We start from the raw sequence: 17,590 nt of genomic DNA, 5'->3' as shown, positions 1-17,590 counted from the left end.
ACGATGCAGACAAAAATAATGCGCCACAAGGGCGCATTCTGCTGAAAAAATTAAAGCTGATCCGAAGGCCTGCCGCCGACCTTCCTCTCTAACTTTTCAATTTTTTCCTGCGCTTGTTCACGGTAGCGGGTTAAGCGCTCAATGGTAGCAGCGGCGTTATCTTTAACAAAGCTAACTTGCTGTTCAAGTTGTGATTTTTGCTTTTTCAGTTTTTCTTGCTCTAATTGCATATCGGCAACCAGATCGCGCTGTTGTTGCAGCTCTTCACGCAACTGACGCATCACTTCCCGTTGTTCGGCTTGATGGTTGGCGGTAATGGCGCTTTGCTCTTTTAGCATGGCATTGTTGGCGCGTAATTGCTCCAGTGTCGCCTGAATATCCTGGGTTTCATCGATATCAGCGCTTTGCGCTTTTTGCATGGCATCAAGCTGCTCCTGAGCTTTAACAGCATTGTCATGCTGGGTCTCGGCATCGCGCTTGCTATGGTCAAGTTCTTTACTCAGTTCACTAATTTTTTTGCTAAGACTATCAACTTCTTTTTCTAACCGGCTTATGGTGGCATCCGCTTCTGGATTAGCCATAACTTGCTCTACTTCCACAGCAACAGGTTGTGGCGTCTGCACTAATTTAGCCTGTTCAGATTGCGCCTGCTCAAGTTTTGCAAGTGCGTCATCACGCTCAGTTAATAATTGTTCGGATTGCTTTTTTGCATCTGCTAAATGCTGTTGCGCCTCAGCAAGCAATTGCTGAGCCTGATCGCGCTCAGCGATAATTGCACTGTTATCAGCAGAGGAGCCTAGCTGACTTTCTTGTTGACTATCCCGGGCCTCTGTTGAGTCTTGCAACTGTTGAAGCTGCGCTTGCAGGCGCTTATTTAAAGCGACTGCTTGAGTCTCGGTTTTTGTAGCCTGCTGCAGTTTATTTTCAAACTCGCTGAGCATGGCTTGCAACTCGGTGACATCGTGCTCACGCGTTTGCAAATCTTGTTGGGTCTTTTTCTGATCTTGGCGTGCTTTTTCCAGCGCGGCTTTTGCGGTTGTTTCGGCCTGCTGTAGTGCCTGCAATTGCTGTTCTATTTGCTCAGCCTGTTTGGCTTTTTGCTGCAGCGGCTCTAACTGTTGTTCTGCTGAAGCTAGCTCTGTCTGTAATTGTTGTAGTTTTTGTTGATTCAGTTGCTGCTCGGCTTGTAATTGCTCTTCCAGTTCATCCTGAGCTTGTTGCATTGCAATCAATTTCAACTGCAATTGTTCAACTTCTGCTTTAGTTTCACTGGCCAACTTTTTCGATTCGGCAGCCTGCTGCAAAGTAGATTCAAGCTGCTTTTCCAATTGAGCCAGCTTATCTTTACTGGCGTTAACTTCCTGATCAGCCAGCGCTAGCTCAGACTTAACTTGCTCAAGTTCAGTGTGGCTTTTTTCCAGCGAAGCTTCTTGTTCACGGCTTTTTGCCTGTGCTTTGTCGCGCTCTTCAGTCAGGCTGGTAAATTTCTCAGCCTGAGTAGACAACTGTTGTTGCTGCTGTTGTAAGCTACCTTCAAGTTCAGCTTTACGATGCTGAAGCTGTTCAACTTCAAGCTGCAACTCGCGGTTATGCTCTGCTGCCAGAACTTCAGCCTGCATTGCCTGCTGCAACTGCTGATTTAATTGGTCAGTGTGCTTTTTGGTATGCGCATCTGCTTCGCGCTGAAAAGCAGCGACAAAATCGGGGCTAAACATACTGTCGGTTGGTGATGCTTCTGGCATACGGTTCGCTTGTTCATTACGCCACTTTTGATAATGTACGACAAGGCTGGCTTGAGCACCAGGAACTTGAGAAATTAAATAATCCAATGAAACAGTTTTGCCTGTTTTGTGCAATTCGTCACAGATTTTCTTAACTTCACTATATTGCATCGTTATATACCCAACTGACGTAAATGTAAGTGTTTAAAGCATACCGGTGGTGGCTGGGAGATATTCTATTCACTTTTCCAGCAAAACCAAATTTTTATTACATTTTATTTGCAATAAGTGACTATACCGGTTAAACATACTGTATGTATGAACAGCTAAACTGTGCAAGGTAAGGCGCTAGCATGATCCTATACATCGCAGAAAAACCCAGCTTAGCCAGGGCTATAGCTGCAGTATTACCTAAACCGCAATACAAAGATAACGGTTTTATACGTCTTGCCAACGGTGATGTGGTCAGTTGGTGTATTGGCCATCTGCTACAGCAAGCTGAACCAGAGGATTATAACGCAGACTACAAACGCTGGCAGGCAACACAATTGCCGATAGTGCCTGATAAATGGTTGTTAACAGTACGCAAATCAGCTGAACAGCAGCTTAATGTACTGAGAAAGCTTTTGAAACAAGCCGATAGTATAGTACACGCAGGGGACCCGGATCGTGAAGGGCAGCTTTTGGTAGACGAGGTACTAGCTTATTGCAATGTAGGTACGGAAAAGTTAGCGAAAGCACAGCGGCTGTTGATTAATGATTTAAATCCACCGGCAGTAAAAAAGGCGCTAAGCCAATTAAGACCGAATAAGGAGTTTGTTGCGTTGTCGACGTCTGCCCTGGCGCGCAGCCGCGCTGATTGGCTATATGGCCTGAATATGACCAGAGCCTATACGCTACAGGGGCAAAAAGCTGGTTATCAGGGTGTGTTGTCAGTTGGTAGGGTGCAAACGCCTCTACTGGGGCTGGTAGTGCGACGAGACCAGCACATTACTGATTTTGTCAGCAAGCCATTCTATCAGGTGGTCGCTCATCTCGAAACTGATAAGCAGTACCGATTTAATGCCATGTGGCAGCCAAGTAATGCCTGTGCACCTTGGCAGGACGAGGAAGGACGGGTGTTGTTGAAGGCGCTGGCGGAAAAAGTGCAACAGAAAGTTAGCGGGCAATTGGTCACGGTGATGAAATTGGAGCAGAAAGCGACAAAACAGGCAGCACCATTACCATACAATTTATCTGCGCTACAAATTGATGCAGCTAAACGTTATGGAATGAGCGCACAGCAAGTGCTTGATTGTTGTCAACAATTGTACGAGCGGCACAAGCTGATCACTTATCCACGCTCAGACAATAGGTATTTGCCGCGTGAACATTTACGGCAGGTCGCCGCAGTGTGTCAGGCGATAGCAACAAATTCGCTGGAATTAGCAGAAGCAGTGCAGCAAGCAAACACTAAGCTCGTCAGTAAAGCCTGGGATGACAAAAAAGTAGAGGCGCACCACGCGATCATTCCGACAGAAAAGCGTACTGACATACAAAAGCTTACTCAGGCAGAACAGAGGTTGTATCAATTGATTGCCCGGCAGTACCTGGCACAGTTTTATCCTGCCTTCTGCAATAACGACACCAAAGCTGAGCTTGACATTGCTGGCGGTTGTTTTATTGCTAAAGCACGAACAGAGACCAGTGCCGGCTGGAAACAACTCTATCGTGGTGACCAGCTTGGCGCTGAAAACTTGCACACTGATGACGCCGACTCGCGAAACGAAACATTACCTACCTTGGTACAAGGGCAGCAATTAATTTGTAAGGCTGCACAGGTATTGGAGAAGCATACTCAACCACCACAAGCCTTTACCGATGCAAGTTTGCTGGCAGCCATGATTGGTATCGGTCGTTATGTAAAAGATGAGACAATTCGTAAAATTTTGCGTGATACCGATGGTTTGGGGACAGAAGCAACGCGTGCCGGCATTATAGAATTACTCTTTAAGCGAGGCTTTTTAAAGCGTGATGGAAAGAAAATCTGCGCTACGACGACGGGGGCAGCGTTAATCTCAGTCTTACCAGAGCAAGCGGTTCTACCGGATATGACGGCGCGCTGGGAGGTTGCTTTAAATGCCATTTGCCAGCGTCAACAGAGCTATCAAAGTTTTATGCAGCCCTTACTTGCTCAGCTACAGCAGCTTGTAGCTGCCGCAGCTGTCGTTATACCAACTGGTTTGCCACAACAAAAACGCACGTGGCGTAAAAGCAAGCCAGCTAGCAATAGCAAAACAGCTGTTGGTCGATACCGCAACAAGGCTAAAGCTAATGGCGCTGTAACTAAGCGTAATTAATTGTTATTCCGCTGGATTTTGCGTTGCTGCCTGCCTTATTCTGCAGACAATTAACGGAGAGCATCAATATGGCAACCAAAGCACTAAAAACCTTGCTGGTACTGGCAATGTTAACTGGCAGTGATATAGCGCAGGCAACAATAGTAGAAGTAACAACCAACATGGGCAAATTTGAAATTAATTTGTTCGATCAAACTACACCGGTAACAGTGCAAAACTTTTTAAACTACGTTAACTCCGGCCGTTATAACGGTACGGTTATACATCGCTCTGTGCCAGGGTTTGTAATTCAGGGCGGTGGTTTTATTTTTGATCAGCAACTACCACTAAAGGCGGTGGCGACAAATGCAGCCATCATTAATGAACCAAAGTGGTCTAATGTTCGGGCAACTATTGCTATGGCCAAGTTGGGTGGCGATCCAAATAGTGCTACCAATCAGTGGTTTATTAACCTAACTAATAACGCTGCAAACCTGGACGTGCAGAATGCTGGTTTTACTGTATTCGGTCAGATCAAAAGCCAGGATATGGATGTTGTAGACAATATTGCCGGTTTGCCGCGGTTTAGCTTCCCCGGCATCAGCGAGCTGCCGTTACAAAACTATAGTGCAGCAGACCGGGAAGACAATAAGCCGTTAGTTGCAGCCAATCTAATTACTATCGAAAGTATGGTTGTTGTTGATGCGCGCCCTGATAGTGCCGCGACACTGAACCCGGTTGCCAATACATCTGCAACTGGTGGCAATGACAGTGACGACAGCGGCGGCGGCAGTAGCGGTTGGCTCAGTTTATTGCTTGGTTTAGGTCTGGTGTGGCGACGTAAGCGTGTAATTTAAGTAAATTTAGCGGGTTGTCTTGTTGTGAAGCCCGCTTATCTTGCTTTTATGAATAAAAGCATCTGCTTAGATAAAATCATTTTGTAAATTAGCTAGTCAAATTAGCATCCTCATCTACACTTAAAATCCGACCCGTTTAGGTATCGGTGATATACGAAAATGAGGGTGACGTAATGATCTTGTTAGTCGGTGGAGAAAAAGGCGGCAGCGGCAAGAGTTGTCTGGCGCAAAATATCGCGGTGTATTTCTCGCGCGAGAGAAATGCCAATGTGATGTTGGTAGATTGTGATCCGCAGCGAACCTCGTCAGATTGGGTGCAGGAGCGGCATCTCGATGCTGAATTACCCTGGATCAACTGTGTGCAAATGTACGGCAAAATTCGCTACGAATTGAAAAGTCTTGAAATGCATTACGACGTGGTGATTGTCGACTGCGGTGGCCAGGACAGTGTGGCATTGCGTTCTGCAATGGTAGTGGCCACACATGTTTTGTTTCCGCTGCGGCCGAAACGTCGTGATTTGAAAACGCTGGAACATTTGGAAGACTTAGTCAGTGCCTGCAATGTCGTCAACCCTGACATGATTGTTGGTTGTGTTATCACGCAATGTCCATCTTTGCCTAACCAGGCCGGTCGGATATTAGATGCAAAAGAAGTGTGTAAATCGTTCAATATCCGCGTGTTAGATGCCATTACCTACAATAGAAATGCTTATGACGATAGTGAGGAAAAGGGGCTATCAGTAATGGATGTAGAGCCCGCAGGTAAAGCGGCTCAGGAAATCCGTGATATAGTGACCGAGTTACTGGCAATGAAGGCGATACAAGAAGATGGCGCTGACCGATCTGAAGAAAAAGTCGCGGCCGCCCGGTAAACCCGGTTTTACGGCTGACGAATTTATTGATGATGCTAACGATTATGCAATGGGCATGCCGCGTATCGTGAGTATGCGCCAACCTACCCCCGAGGAAGTTGACGATACCACGCGTTTGCCAATGCGCCACGCCACCTTTACGTTAAGTCAGGAGGCGATAGACGCATTAAACCAACTCAGCCAGGCGACTGGTGAGCCTAAGTCTAAACTGATCCGCAAACTCATTTTACAGGCCAGTAAGCCCATAAAGCGACATTTAGGTAAGCAAAAAAAATAGCCGAATTGGCGGCTATTTTGCTAAAAAGGCATAGCCAGCTAAAAAAGCCGTCTCCTGAAACACTTTCAGACCAGTATCTTTGAAATCCACCGGTATCGGGTGACGTTTTATCGCTTCTTTGATCTGACTGGCGCTGATGATAGTGCAGTCACAACCTGCAATAAGTTGCAGTGCGGCTTCAATCTTGAATCCAATGGCGCCTCCAGCAAACTTACCTTTTTGCGGGCGTTCTTTAATCACCAATTGGCTTACCTGATAGTCTTCAATGAACTTGGCAAAGGTGAACTGAAAATGACGCATTTGCAGCTGTTCAGCATCTTTACTTAGTGCAAAGCGGTTTTGCCGGCAGTCTGGTAACTCAAACAGACCACTTTGTAATGTCATCAGACAGATGATGGCTTCACTGCCTTTTATCTCTATACCGCATGTACGCATGGGTTGCCTCTGCTTAAGGTTTGCTTAAATTTGGGTAATTCTTTTCAATAACATCGCAGCTCTGACGCAAGGGCTCGCCAAACAAAATTGGGTTAAAATCTTTATTCACACAATAATTACGCCGAAATTTCAACAGGTTGTCCAGGCTGCTGCTGGCTTTTTCCAGCTGCGTGCGTTGGCCCTCACCCCATTGCTCTGATAATGCCAGCAGTTGCTTTCGAGTTCTGCGCAGTGCGGCTTCTTTATCGTCACCGGCAATAGCGGCTTGGTCCAGGATTAGCTCAAACAGCTGCTCTTTATACGGCCTGATCAAATCATGATCAGAAAACGTAATGACCAGCAGTATTATTAACACGAGCCAAAAAAACTTCTTCATAAATTGGGTGCTCCATTATATATAACAGCACCATTGTATCGGATTGCAGCACCAACTGCATCGTGACCGTGTTGATATCGTATTATTGTAAACTAAGTTTACAATAAATACTGCTTCTGTTGCTTCAGTTGTCAGTTTTCGCTAGTGGGAATGCAACTTTGCTGGTGTTACCTGCCAGGGCACGATACTTGCTTTGTTGCAGGTCAAAAACTTCTTGTCGCGAAATGTTATACTCAGCGGCAAGTGGCAAATGGCAGTAGCGGGGTAAGCCGTGGATCAGCAAAAAATAGATATAAAGAATATTCCTGTACATGTCGAGGTGCATAAGCCGGCTGGACAGGGGGCGCAGTATAACCCGCGTGACCGTATTTACGTTCGTGCAGTAAAAGGCCTGCATCAAGCTATTAGACGTTATATGGGCTTTGTCTTTATGGGCCTTTTTATGCTGTTGCCATGGCTACGCTATGATGGTCATCAGGCCATTTTATTGGACATTACCGAGCAGAAATTTAATATCTTTTCGCTAACTTTATGGCCGCAGGATTTCACCATACTGGCGTGGATATTTATCATTGCCGCTTATGCATTGTTCTTTATTACCGCTTTTTATGGCCGGGTCTGGTGTGGTTATTTGTGTCCACAGTCGGTGTGGACTTTCATTTTTATTTGGTTTGAAGAGAAAATTCAAGGCACGCGTAATCAGCGCATGAAATTGGATGCTGATCCGTGGTCGGCCACTAAGTTTGTTAAAAAAGCAGCTACTCACTTTTGCTGGTTAGCGTTCTCCTTACTGACATCACTGATTTTTGTCGGTTACTTCACGCCGGTAGGGCCGCTGTTTATTGAATTTTTTACCTTACAAGCAGGTTTCTGGGCTCTGGTGTCGGTACTGTTTTTTACCCTTTGTACCTACGGCAATGCGGGTTGGATGCGGGAAATTATGTGTACACACATTTGTCCTTACGCCCGTTTTCAGTCGGCGATGTTTGATAAAGACACCTTTACCGTTACCTATGACGAAACGCGAGGCGAAAACCGTGGGCCGCGCAGCCGTAAAGACAAAGATTACCAGGAAAAAGGCCTGGGCGATTGTATCGATTGCAACCTCTGTGTGCAGGTGTGCCCTACCGGCATTGATATTCGTAATGGCCTGCAGTATGAATGCATTAACTGTGGTGCCTGTATTGATGCTTGTGACGACACCATGACTAAGATGGGTTACCCAACCGGCCTGATCAGCTATACCACAGAGCACAGCTTGAATGGCAAACCCACCAAGGTGCTGCGGTCAAAACTGCTAGGTTATTTGTTCGTGCTTATTGCAGTTTGTGGTGCCTTTGCCTGGACGCTGTATAGCCGGGTGCCGTTTGAGATGAATATTATCCGAGATCGCGGTGCAATGTACCGGGAAACTAACGAAGGCTGGGTAGAAAACACCTATACCATAAGCATTTCTAATAAGTCGCAGCAAGCTGTCATGTTTAACTTGAGCGTCGACGGTGGTGAAAGTCTTAGCTGGATAGGTCCGCAGCAGGTTAACCTGAATGGCGGCGAAACCCTAAATGTACCAGTTAGTTTGGCACTGGACCCGGATATTACTGAGTCGCGCAGTCTGGATATTCGTTTTACTGTGCGCCAGGCAGAAAACCCGGATGTAAAGCTTGAACAGTCGACGACATTTTTTGTAGGCCGCTAAAACGTTAGCCGCCAGGGAGCTTTATGACGGCATTTGATTTTTCTACGCTGCAGCCGGACATCATTATTGATGCCCTGCAGCATCTGGGCTTGGATATTAGTTCCGGGCTCACCGCGCTAAATAGCTATGAAAATCGGGTATATCAGTTTAGTGCATGGCGCGGCGCGGCGGAGATACCACAAAAGTACGTAGTAAAATTTTACCGGCCGCAGCGCTGGAGCACCGCACAATTACAGGAAGAGCATGACTTTGCTTTTGAGCTTGCTGCGGCTGATATTCCGGTGGTGGTGCCGCTGCGGCAGGACGGGCAGTCGGTGTTACAATACGGCGGCTACCAGTTGGCACTGTTCCCCAGCCGTGGTGGCCGTACATTGGAGATCGATAATGACGAGCAGCTAGCGATGTTAGGTCGTTTTCTTGGTCGCTTACATCAGGTGGGTAAAGCGAAAGCCTTTGCATATCGTCCGGCGTTCAGTATCGAAAGCCATTTGTTACAAAGCCGTGATGTGCTTAGCAAACTGGAATTTATTCCGGCATATTTACGACCGGCTTTCGACAGTGCGCTGGACCAGGTTATAGCACTTTGCATCACACAGTATAAGCCTAAGCGCCTGATCCGACTGCATGGTGATTGTCATGCTGGTAACCTGTTTTATACCAGCGAGGGGCCGTTTTTCGTTGATTTAGATGATTGTCGCAACGGACCCGCGATACAGGATTTATGGATGATGTTGTCCGGTGACCGGCAACAGCAGCGTGACACGCTTGAATTGATGCTGGAAGAGTACGAGCAATACTGCGACTTTGACCCGGCAGAGCTGAAACTGATTGAGCCATTGCGGGCGATGCGCATGGTGCATTATATGGCCTGGTTGGCTCGGCGTTGGCAAGATCCGGCCTTTCCAATGAACTTTCCCTGGTTTGCGACAGACAAATACTGGGAACAACAATGTCTGGCATTGAAGGAGCAATTGTTTTTACTGCAACAAGCCCCGCTTTCATTAGTGCCAGATTACTAAGTTTTTGCTAAGCTGTGGCCCAAAGGCTCTAACAAAGGACATTAAAATAATGAAAAAGCTGTTATCTGTATTTGCACTGTCATTAATGCTGCCACTGGCAGCTTGTGCTGAAACGGAATCTAAATCTAAATTTGAATTAGGTAAACATTACGAAGTTATTGCCGAGCAACCCACGGCTAAGCCAGAAGTAAAAGAATTCTTCTCGTTCTATTGCGGTGGCTGTAATGCATTTGAACCCATAGCGCAAAGTATTGCTAAAAAGCTACCAGAGGGTACTGAGTTTAAAAAAGTGCATGTCGATTTTATCCGCGCAGCTACTCCAGAAATGCAAAATGCTTTATCACGCGCTTATTTAATAGCTAAAAGTCAGGGTAAGGGCAATCAGATTGCCACCGCAATTTTCAATCAAATACACGTAAGCAGAGTGCCTTTTTCCAACGAGAACGATATCCGTAGCCTGATGTTAATTAACGATATCGATGGCGAAACTTATGACAAAGCAATGAAAAGCTTTTCGGTGCGCGGTGCAGCCAACCAGATGAAGAAAGAACAGGACGAGTTGTCCAACCGTCGTATCTTAACCGGCGTGCCAATGTTGGTGGTGAATGGCAAATACAAAATTAAAAATGAAGCGCTGGATGCACGCAACTATGAACAAGAAATGCAACAGCTCATAGATTACTTACTGCAAAAAGACGCCTGATTCCAGTCGTATCGATAAAGGCAGCTTCGGCTGCCTTTTTATTTTCCCACTAGCATGGTGTTGAGTTATGGCAGCGCAAAATGCCACTGCGATCGGCCTGGGCGATAGCTGCGCAGGGCTTCGTGTTTATATTGCCAACCGGCCTCCGATGGCGGAATACACCGATTTACGCTCGGTGCAACCACTGCACAGTGGTGAGATAGAGCTGATTAATCGAGCCTGTGGCAATGGCTGGCGAAAAGTATTTAATGTCTATGCCAAACTGTTGTATGCGCTGGATACTCAGCAATATGTTTATACACGACATGCCGGCAGCTGGCAGCAATATCGCGAGCAACACTTACTGCAGGCTGCTAGCAGTACAGCATTGCTTTTTAGCGTGCCTGAGCTTCAGCCCGTGGCGGAAACGGTGCATATTATCGCTGGCCGTACTCATGCCAAAGCGTTATTGGATGCGGGCTTGCCGGCGCAGTTTAACTGGCAGAATCATGAATTTGCGGTTGATCAACACAACCGCGTATTAGTCTGTCCTTACTTTGACTACCGGCAGTTGAACAATGAAAAGCTGGCCTATCTGGCCCGGCAGATAAAGGTTTTAGATGAACGATAATAATTTGCCGGCACAGCTGCAGCAGCTTTGCGGTTTGTTGCAACCCTTTCAGTTTGGTGTTGGCGGCAGTTGCCTGTTGTGGCAGTTGGGGCTTGAAACCGCACCGAATGATATTGATATTGTGTGTGCTGAGACTGATTTTGCTGCAATCTACCAGTTGTTATCGGTAAGTTTTCAGCCGCAGTTAACAGCGGCGCATGCGGAGTATGCCTCAGCAAACTTTGCCCGCTTTAGCCGCGCGGGCTGGCCGGATATTGAGCTAATGGCCGGTATCGCTGTTAAGCAAAACAACGCCGTGGTTAACTGGGTGTTCAAGCCGCAGCACTGCCATTGGCACAACGGTATCTGCTGGATGCCACCCGCCGACTGGTTACAACTGTATCAGCTGTTTAACCGGCCGCATCGGGTAGCGCAGTTGCGGCGTTATTTAGTGCAGCTGCGTTTAAACAGTCTGGGTTAATCTGCTATTTCTACTGCCGTCGGCACCAGCTGATAAGCATCCGGCTGGTCTTCGCCCTGCGGCCATAACCTAACTGTGCCGCTGGCATAGGCCATTTTACCTTTTGCGCTTAGCGGAAAAACCATCTCGCCATCACGCACTTTAATACGAAACGGCCCCATACCTTCGGCAGCAACAAATTTCATCCAGCAACCTTGCTTGCTGCATACCGAGTCGACGGTACCAGCAATGGTGACCACTTTGTCTAAATGGTGTTGCGGTGCAGCCAACAGTTGCGCAACTGGCATCGCGGTGGTTTTGTCAATCGCCGTAGCAAGCAGCGTGGTCGCTTGCGCAGCATTTCCCAGACTAATACCAATGATTAAAAATAGAGCTCTAAACATACTTATTCTCCCAACGGTTTGCCGTATTTTGGCGTAATAGTAAATAAAAGCAAATAGATAATTTATACTGCAAATATGTAAAATAAATATTTACTTAGTGTGATTTTAGCTGCGACTGATATTTTATGCTGTACGGTTTAAAAAATTCCTATATTAGGTTGTAAAGTAAACATATTGCCTGTTTATGTAAAAATAATTTGTACTTATATTTTACATTTCATGTGGCCATCTGTATTATGCGCGCCGCTATCACTAAATTAGGGATCTTAAACAATGACGTTAAAATATGTATTACCTGTTATCGCAATGGCGGCCTCTGCTGCTGCAGCTGCAGCTGAAGAATATCAAGTATTCACCGGATTACAGCTGACGCATCTGCGTTTTGACTATGTCGATTTACAAGACGATATCTTAGTAAACCGTACCATTTCTGATAATGGCTGGCAGTTGGACGGGCGCTATTTTTTCGATAAAAAAACAACTCTTGGTCCACTTGACCAGTTTGAATATATTAACAAAGTGACAAATGTTTCAGCGTCTTTCAACCGTGTATTTGATAACAACGCCTGGACCATCGGCGGTGAGTACTTCGCCGAAAATGGTCTGGTCGTGTCAGCTGGCTACAGCCGTTTTGGTGATGAAAATATCAACCAACTTGGACTGGGTTATTTGGTTTCAAACAACTTTATCGTACGTGCTGAAGCCATCAGAGCAGACGGCAGTAATGATTATCGCTTTTCTGCCAGCTACAACCACCAATTGCAGGGCAGCGACTACGTTGGTTTTACCGCCTACACCGATGACTCGCTCGACTATTTTGGTATCAGCGGCAAATACTTTGCCAGCTTGAATGGTGACCGTTTCATCACTGCTGGTATTACAATCGAAGATAACGATGGCAGCTCCGCCTGGGCAATGGCTGCAGATTACTACTTCAGCAAAATGACCTCTGTAGGTCTGACATACAGCAAAGCTGACGATTACAGCTTAAATGCTAAGCATTTCTTTACGCAAAACTGGGCAGTTGAAGCCAGCTTTGCCAGCAATACAGATAACGATAGCATGAAGGCTTATAGCTTAGGCATTACCGGCCAGTTCTAATTTCCTCTGGTAGCTTCACTAGCGCTTTAGGGGCAACAATTGTTGCCCCTTTTTTATTGCCAGTTTCAGTGACATTATATTGTGTAACTAACATTTCACAATTTTGGAATCGAGCATGGCAACATCAGGTTGGACAAGACAACAAAGCTTAGTGGCTTTTAGCCTGTATTGTCGTTTAACCTTTGGTCGCTTGCATTCGAAGAATCCAGAGATTATTCAGTACGCACATTTAATCGGCCGCACACCATCGGCGTTGGCAATGAAGCTGTCTAATATTGCCAGCTTAGACCCAGCAATCACGTCAACAGGCCGTTCGGGTTTAACTGGGGCCTCAGCGGCTGATAAAGCAATGTGGCAAGAAATGCAGCAAGACTGGGCAGCCTTTGCAATTGCTATGGCGCAAGCCGAGAAAGAATTTGGTGCAGAACAAGGCATTGCTCAGAGCAATATTGCTGAAAAAAGCACCTCAAAGTTAGCCGAAGTAACAGTACGCATAGGCCAGCAGTTTTTTCGCAATGCGGTATTAAGTGCCTATAACCAGCGCTGCTGTATTAGCGGTTTGGCTAGCCCCAAGTTATTGGTTGCCAGCCATATAGTGCCTTGGAGCCAAGACGAAGCGAACCGATTAAACCCTCATAACGGCTTAGCCCTATCAGCATTACATGATAAAGCCTTTGATTTGGGCATAATTACCGTCGATGGTGACTATCGAGTAGTGGTATCAAGCCAAGTTACCGATGCAACAGATGCGTTTTTTATGTCAGCGATTGCCAGTTTTCATGGCAAGCGCATCGCCTTGCCAGAAAAATTTTACCCTGCAGCACAGTTTCTAGCTTTTCATCGTGAACATATTTTTCAGCAGGCGTGACTGCTGTTTCGCACTTTTCTGCACCTTAAAATGCAATATTTCACACTTTTCTGCGCCTAAAAATGTGAGAACCCAACACTTTTCTGCGCCTAAAAGTGTAGTAGCAAGCAAACTTCCGCATAAAAGCCACTGCAAGTAGTATGATGTAACGAAGAAAAATCACGGATGGCTGTCATGCAAACACTTGAACTTAAAATCCCGCCAATTGTATTGGTAGCGCTGTTTGCTTTAGCGATGTGGTTGCTGGCGCAGTGGTTTTCGCCGTTGGAGCTGCCACAGAGCTGGCGGCTGATATTGGCCGCCGTGTTTGCTGTTACGGGTATTGCTGTGGCACTGTCAGGTGTGTTGGCGTTTCGCCGCGCCAATACTACGGTAGACCCGCGGGTGCCGGAGCAAAGCTCCAGCCTGGTTATCCGTGGTATTTACCGCTATAGCCGTAACCCAATGTATTTAGGTTTTTTGTTGTTGCTAACAGCTTGGGCGTTTTACTTAAGCAGCGCGGCGGCGTTGGCGTTGCTGCCGCTGTTTGTGTGGTATATGAACCGGTTTCAGATAGCGCCGGAAGAGCGGCATTTACTGCAGAAATTTGGGAATGAGTATCAGGCTTATACCCAACAAGTGCGGCGCTGGTTGTAAGCGCCGCACCTTAAAGGTTACTAGCCCAACAACGGCTTTAAGTAATGCCCTGTATAAGACTTCTCACAAGCTGCTACCTGCTCTGGTGTGCCGGCGATCAGAATTTCACCGCCGCCGCTGCCGCCTTCCGGGCCTAAGTCGATGATCCAGTCGGCGGTTTTGATTACATCGAGGTTATGCTCTATCACCACAATGCTGTTGCCGTGGTCACGCAGGCGGTGCAGTACGTTTAGCAGTTGCTGAATATCGTAAAAGTGCAGGCCGGTGGTGGGCTCGTCCAGAATGTACAGCGTTTTACCGGTGTCGCGTTTACTTAGCTCGCGCGCCAGTTTTACCCGTTGTGCTTCACCGCCCGATAGCGTGGTGGCCGACTGGCCCAGCTTGATATAGCTCAGGCCAACATCCAACAGCGTTTGCAACTTGCGGTTTATTGCCGGAATGGCTTCAAAATAAGCTTGCGCATCTTCTACCGTCATATCCAGCACTTCGTGGATATTCTTGCCTTTGTATTTAATCTCTAATGTTTCACGGTTATAGCGCTTGCCTTTACACACATCGCACGGCACATAGACATCGGGTAAAAAGTGCATTTCTACCTTTATTACACCATCGCCCTGACAGGCTTCGCAACGCCCGCCTTTAACGTTAAAGCTAAAGCGGCCCACCTGATAACCGCGTGAGCGTGCTTCCTGCGTGCCGGCAAATAACTCGCGTACCGCAGTAAAAATACCGGTATAGGTAGCAGCATTAGAGCGTGGCGTGCGGCCAATCGGGCTTTGATCAATGTCGATAACTTTATCAAAATGATCCATGCCTTTTATTTCGCGGTGCGGTGCGGGGTCATCGCCCTCGCCTTTGTTCAGCACGCGGTGCGCCACCCGAAATAGCGTGTCGTTTATTAAGGTGGATTTACCCGAGCCGGACACGCCGGTAATACAGGTCATTAAACCAAACGGAATAGCCACATCGACGTCTTTTAAGTTATTGCCGCTGGCGCCTATTACCTCTAACCACTTTTTGCCTGGCTTATGCCGTTTTTCCGGTACTGCAATTTTACGGCTGCCGGATAAATACTGGCCGGTTAAGGATTCCGGCGCCGCCATTACCTGCGCCAGCGTACCCTGAGCGACAATATTACCGCCATGAACACCGGCGCCCGGGCCAATGTCGATAATATGATCCGCCATGCGCACGGCGTCTTCATCGTGCTCTACTACTATCACGGTATTGCCTAAATCGCGTAGGTGCGTAAGTGTGCCTAGCAGGCGGTCGTTATCGCGCTGGTGTAAGCCGATAGAAGGTTCATCCAGTACATACATCACGCCGACTAAACCGGCGCCAATCTGGCTGGCCAAACGGATGCGCTGTGCTTCACCACCAGATAGCGTTTCAGCACTGCGCGATAAATTCAGGTAGTTCAGGCCAACGTTTACTAAAAAGCTTAAGCGGTCCTGAATTTCTTTGAGTACTTTTTCGGCGATTTGCGCCTTCTGGCCGGTTAACGCCAGTTGCTGGAAAAACGCCATGCAGTCGCCAATCGATAACTCGACAATTTCTGGCAGGTTAGTTTGGCCAATAAACACATGGCGGGCTTCTTCGCGTAAGCGGGTACCGTTGCAGCTAGGGCAAGATTGATGCGCCAGATATTTGCTTAGCTCTTCACGCACCGAATTTGATTCGGTTTCGCGATAGCGTCGCTCCATATTCGGTAAAATGCCTTCAAACGGATGGCTGCGCTGCACGATATCGCCACGATCGTTTAAATATTTGAAATCAATTACCGTATGGCCGCTACCGCGTAAAATGGCGTCCTGCTGTTTTTTCGTCAGGCTGTTAAAGGGTACATCCAAGGCAAAGCCGTAGTGCTCGGCTAATGATTTTAACATCTGAAAATAATAGAAATTACGCTTATCCCAACCACGAATGGCACCGCCGGCCAGGCTGAGTTCGTCACTAACAATGACTTTGTTCGGGTCAAAATACTGCTTAACACCTAAACCATCACAGCTGGGGCAGGCACCGGCCGGGTTGTTAAACGAAAACAGCCGCGGCTCCAGCTCGACCATCGAATAGCCACAGCTGGGGCAGGCAAAATTGGCCGAGAACACCAGCTCGGCCGCGTCGGGCTGGTCCATCAACGCTACCTTGGCCACGCCACCGGATAAACTCAGCGCCGTTTCAAACGATTCGGCCAGCCGGGTTTTAACGTCATCGCGCACTTTAATGCGGTCTATCACTACTTCAATGGTGTGTTTTTTGTGTAAGTCGAGCGTTGGCGGATCAGATAAATCACACACCTCGCCGTCAATACGCGCGCGGATATAGCCCTGGGCAGCTAAGGTTTCCAGCGTTTTTACGTGTTCGCCTTTGCGTTCCTGCACCACCGGCGCTAACACCATTAATTTGGTGCCTTCGGGGAAGGCGGTGACTTTATCCACCATTTCGCTGATGGTTTGCGCCGCCAGTGGTAAATCATGGGTGGGGCAGCGAGGCTCGCCCACCCGGGCAAACAGCAGCCGCAGGTAGTCGTAAATTTCGGTAATGGTGCCCACGGTTGAACGCGGGTTATGCGAGGTGGATTTTTGTTCAATTGATATCGCCGGCGACAAGCCTTCGATATGGTCGACATCAGGCTTTTCCATCAAACTTAAAAACTGTCGCGCATAGGCCGATAACGACTCGACATAACGGCGCTGCCCTTCAGCGTACAGCGTATCAAACGCCAGCGACGACTTACCGGAGCCGGATAAACCGGTGATCACGATCAGCTTGTCGCGCGGTATGGTCAGCGAGATGTTTTTCAGGTTGTGGGTACGGGCGCCGCGAATATCGATTTTATCCATAATGGTTTCCGGTTAGGCAGTAAAGATACTGAAACTGTACAAATATACACTATATAAGGTTAAGAAAAAACCAGCATAGGTGGATTAGATGTGCAGCCGGCTGCGTATTATAACCCCGTTTCGGTCGACACAGAGTGTCTGAGCGCTGCGACAGCATAGGGCGACAAATTCGTCAGGAACGAATTTGAACAGCTTTAGCTGGCTCGCGTAGGGCATGGAAGCCCGCAGTAGTTGCTGTGGCGAGCCGGGGCGGGTGTTGTAATGCGCTGCAAACGTTTAGCTGATTAGCAAAAAAGCCTCCGACTAAGCGGATGCAATACGGGTGAAGCGAGGGAGTGGATCTTAAAAGCTGTAGCTGATACTAAAATCGATACTGCGCGGCAAAATGTAGCGGCCGTTCGGGCTGCCGGCGCTG

At 47.5% G+C, this 17,590-nt stretch carries 17 protein-coding genes; 12 read left to right on the top strand and 5 right to left on the bottom strand.

Annotated features, from left to right (window positions below; translation table 11 throughout):
• Positions 1 to 50 precede the first annotated feature (50 nt).
• On the bottom strand, positions 51 to 1,892 hold the full coding sequence (locus I4W93_RS16495) for a coiled-coil domain-containing protein (protein WP_205311890.1): 1,842 nt from the start codon (positions 1,890 to 1,892) through the stop codon (positions 51 to 53).
• Positions 1,893 to 2,074: 182 nt separating this feature from the next.
• Between I4W93_RS16495 and I4W93_RS16490 the strand changes: the two genes are divergently transcribed.
• From I4W93_RS16490 to I4W93_RS16475, 4 genes are all read left to right on the top strand, one after another.
• Positions 2,075 to 4,060 carry a DNA topoisomerase III gene (locus I4W93_RS16490; protein WP_205311889.1) on the top strand — a complete coding sequence of 662 codons (1,986 nt, stop codon included), beginning with the start codon at positions 2,075 to 2,077 and terminating at the stop codon, positions 4,058 to 4,060.
• A gap of 68 nt (positions 4,061 to 4,128) precedes the next feature.
• Positions 4,129 to 4,896, top strand: coding sequence for a peptidylprolyl isomerase (locus I4W93_RS16485; protein ID WP_205311888.1), 768 nt, complete (start codon positions 4,129 to 4,131; stop codon positions 4,894 to 4,896).
• A 146-nt stretch (positions 4,897 to 5,042) separates the two neighbouring features.
• Positions 5,043 to 5,768 carry a nucleotide-binding protein gene (locus I4W93_RS16480; RefSeq protein ID WP_224673510.1) on the top strand — a complete coding sequence of 242 codons (726 nt, stop codon included), beginning with the start codon at positions 5,043 to 5,045 and terminating at the stop codon, positions 5,766 to 5,768.
• A complete protein-coding gene (locus I4W93_RS16475; protein WP_205311887.1) occupies positions 5,725 to 6,045 on the top strand; it encodes a ribbon-helix-helix protein, CopG family in 321 nt (106 codons plus the stop codon). Before I4W93_RS16480 ends, I4W93_RS16475 begins: the two co-directional genes overlap by 44 nt.
• A gap of 12 nt (positions 6,046 to 6,057) precedes the next feature.
• Here I4W93_RS16475 and I4W93_RS16470 read toward each other — a convergent pair whose 3' ends face one another.
• On the bottom strand, positions 6,058 to 6,480 hold the full coding sequence (locus I4W93_RS16470) for a DUF3010 family protein (protein ID WP_205311886.1): 423 nt from the start codon (positions 6,478 to 6,480) through the stop codon (positions 6,058 to 6,060).
• Between the two features lie 13 nt (positions 6,481 to 6,493).
• Complete coding sequence (locus I4W93_RS16465) at positions 6,494 to 6,856, bottom strand: hypothetical protein (protein ID WP_205311885.1); 363 nt, start codon at positions 6,854 to 6,856, stop codon at positions 6,494 to 6,496.
• A 271-nt stretch (positions 6,857 to 7,127) separates the two neighbouring features.
• Here I4W93_RS16465 and ccoG point away from each other — a divergent pair, with 271 nt between their 5' ends.
• The 5 genes from ccoG (at position 7,128) to I4W93_RS16440 (ending at position 11,344) form a co-directional block, all read left to right on the top strand.
• On the top strand, positions 7,128 to 8,552 hold the full coding sequence (gene ccoG, locus I4W93_RS16460) for a cytochrome c oxidase accessory protein CcoG (RefSeq protein ID WP_205311884.1): 1,425 nt from the start codon (positions 7,128 to 7,130) through the stop codon (positions 8,550 to 8,552).
• Between the two features lie 23 nt (positions 8,553 to 8,575).
• Positions 8,576 to 9,571, top strand: a complete 996-nt coding sequence (locus tag I4W93_RS16455; RefSeq protein WP_205311883.1) for a serine/threonine protein kinase — start codon at positions 8,576 to 8,578, stop codon at positions 9,569 to 9,571.
• A gap of 49 nt (positions 9,572 to 9,620) precedes the next feature.
• Positions 9,621 to 10,274 (top strand): thiol:disulfide interchange protein DsbA/DsbL, encoded by a 654-nt coding sequence (locus I4W93_RS16450; protein ID WP_205311882.1) that lies wholly within the window; start codon positions 9,621 to 9,623, stop codon positions 10,272 to 10,274.
• Between the two features lie 67 nt (positions 10,275 to 10,341).
• Positions 10,342 to 10,884, top strand: a complete 543-nt coding sequence (locus I4W93_RS16445; protein WP_205311881.1) for a DUF6942 family protein — start codon at positions 10,342 to 10,344, stop codon at positions 10,882 to 10,884.
• Complete coding sequence (locus tag I4W93_RS16440) at positions 10,874 to 11,344, top strand: hypothetical protein (protein ID WP_205311880.1); 471 nt, start codon at positions 10,874 to 10,876, stop codon at positions 11,342 to 11,344. Before I4W93_RS16445 ends, I4W93_RS16440 begins: the two co-directional genes overlap by 11 nt.
• Here the strand turns inward: I4W93_RS16440 and I4W93_RS16435 are convergent.
• On the bottom strand, positions 11,341 to 11,727 hold the full coding sequence (locus I4W93_RS16435) for a DUF4920 domain-containing protein (RefSeq protein ID WP_205311879.1): 387 nt from the start codon (positions 11,725 to 11,727) through the stop codon (positions 11,341 to 11,343). The genes I4W93_RS16440 and I4W93_RS16435 overlap by 4 nt on opposite strands.
• A 273-nt stretch (positions 11,728 to 12,000) precedes the next feature.
• On the opposite strand from I4W93_RS16435, the gene I4W93_RS16430 reads away from it, so the two are divergent.
• From I4W93_RS16430 to I4W93_RS16420, 3 genes are all read left to right on the top strand, one after another.
• Complete coding sequence (locus I4W93_RS16430; protein ID WP_205311878.1) at positions 12,001 to 12,828, top strand: putative porin; 828 nt, start codon at positions 12,001 to 12,003, stop codon at positions 12,826 to 12,828.
• 115 nt (positions 12,829 to 12,943) lie between these two features.
• Complete coding sequence (locus I4W93_RS16425; protein ID WP_205311877.1) at positions 12,944 to 13,696, top strand: HNH endonuclease; 753 nt, start codon at positions 12,944 to 12,946, stop codon at positions 13,694 to 13,696.
• A gap of 174 nt (positions 13,697 to 13,870) precedes the next feature.
• Entirely contained in the window at positions 13,871 to 14,332 is a 462-nt protein-coding gene (locus I4W93_RS16420; protein ID WP_205311876.1) for a methyltransferase family protein, read from the top strand.
• 20 nt (positions 14,333 to 14,352) lie between these two features.
• Here I4W93_RS16420 and uvrA read toward each other — a convergent pair whose 3' ends face one another.
• On the bottom strand, positions 14,353 to 17,175 hold the full coding sequence (gene uvrA / locus I4W93_RS16415; protein ID WP_205311875.1) for an excinuclease ABC subunit UvrA: 2,823 nt from the start codon (positions 17,173 to 17,175) through the stop codon (positions 14,353 to 14,355).
• Positions 17,176 to 17,590: the final 415 nt, after the last annotated feature.

The sequence above is a fragment of the Rheinheimera maricola genome (genome assembly GCF_016918075.2).
Lineage (GTDB): Bacteria > Pseudomonadota > Gammaproteobacteria > Enterobacterales > Alteromonadaceae > Alishewanella > Alishewanella maricola_A.
Note: the sequence above shows the minus strand (reverse complement) of the source record. Positions and strands in the feature narration are given on the sequence as shown.

What these genes read in the sequence shown, in the direction of transcription:
- I4W93_RS16495 (WP_205311890.1), bottom strand. Translation starts at nt 1,892, where the DNA reads ATGCAATATAGTGAAGTTAAGAAAATCTGTGACGAATTGCACAAAACA.
- I4W93_RS16490 (WP_205311889.1), top strand. Translation starts at nt 2,075, where the DNA reads ATGATCCTATACATCGCAGAAAAACCCAGCTTAGCCAGGGCTATAGCT.
- I4W93_RS16485 (WP_205311888.1), top strand. Translation starts at nt 4,129, where the DNA reads ATGGCAACCAAAGCACTAAAAACCTTGCTGGTACTGGCAATGTTAACT.
- I4W93_RS16475 (WP_205311887.1), top strand. Translation starts at nt 5,725, where the DNA reads ATGGCGCTGACCGATCTGAAGAAAAAGTCGCGGCCGCCCGGTAAACCC.
- I4W93_RS16470 (WP_205311886.1), bottom strand. Translation starts at nt 6,480, where the DNA reads ATGCGTACATGCGGTATAGAGATAAAAGGCAGTGAAGCCATCATCTGT.
- I4W93_RS16465 (WP_205311885.1), bottom strand. Translation starts at nt 6,856, where the DNA reads ATGAAGAAGTTTTTTTGGCTCGTGTTAATAATACTGCTGGTCATTACG.
- I4W93_RS16455 (WP_205311883.1), top strand. Translation starts at nt 8,576, where the DNA reads ATGACGGCATTTGATTTTTCTACGCTGCAGCCGGACATCATTATTGAT.
- I4W93_RS16450 (WP_205311882.1), top strand. Translation starts at nt 9,621, where the DNA reads ATGAAAAAGCTGTTATCTGTATTTGCACTGTCATTAATGCTGCCACTG.
- I4W93_RS16445 (WP_205311881.1), top strand. Translation starts at nt 10,342, where the DNA reads ATGGCAGCGCAAAATGCCACTGCGATCGGCCTGGGCGATAGCTGCGCA.
- I4W93_RS16440 (WP_205311880.1), top strand. Translation starts at nt 10,874, where the DNA reads ATGAACGATAATAATTTGCCGGCACAGCTGCAGCAGCTTTGCGGTTTG.
- I4W93_RS16435 (WP_205311879.1), bottom strand. Translation starts at nt 11,727, where the DNA reads ATGTTTAGAGCTCTATTTTTAATCATTGGTATTAGTCTGGGAAATGCT.
- I4W93_RS16430 (WP_205311878.1), top strand. Translation starts at nt 12,001, where the DNA reads ATGACGTTAAAATATGTATTACCTGTTATCGCAATGGCGGCCTCTGCT.
- I4W93_RS16425 (WP_205311877.1), top strand. Translation starts at nt 12,944, where the DNA reads ATGGCAACATCAGGTTGGACAAGACAACAAAGCTTAGTGGCTTTTAGC.
- I4W93_RS16420 (WP_205311876.1), top strand. Translation starts at nt 13,871, where the DNA reads ATGCAAACACTTGAACTTAAAATCCCGCCAATTGTATTGGTAGCGCTG.
- uvrA (WP_205311875.1), bottom strand. Translation starts at nt 17,175, where the DNA reads ATGGATAAAATCGATATTCGCGGCGCCCGTACCCACAACCTGAAAAAC.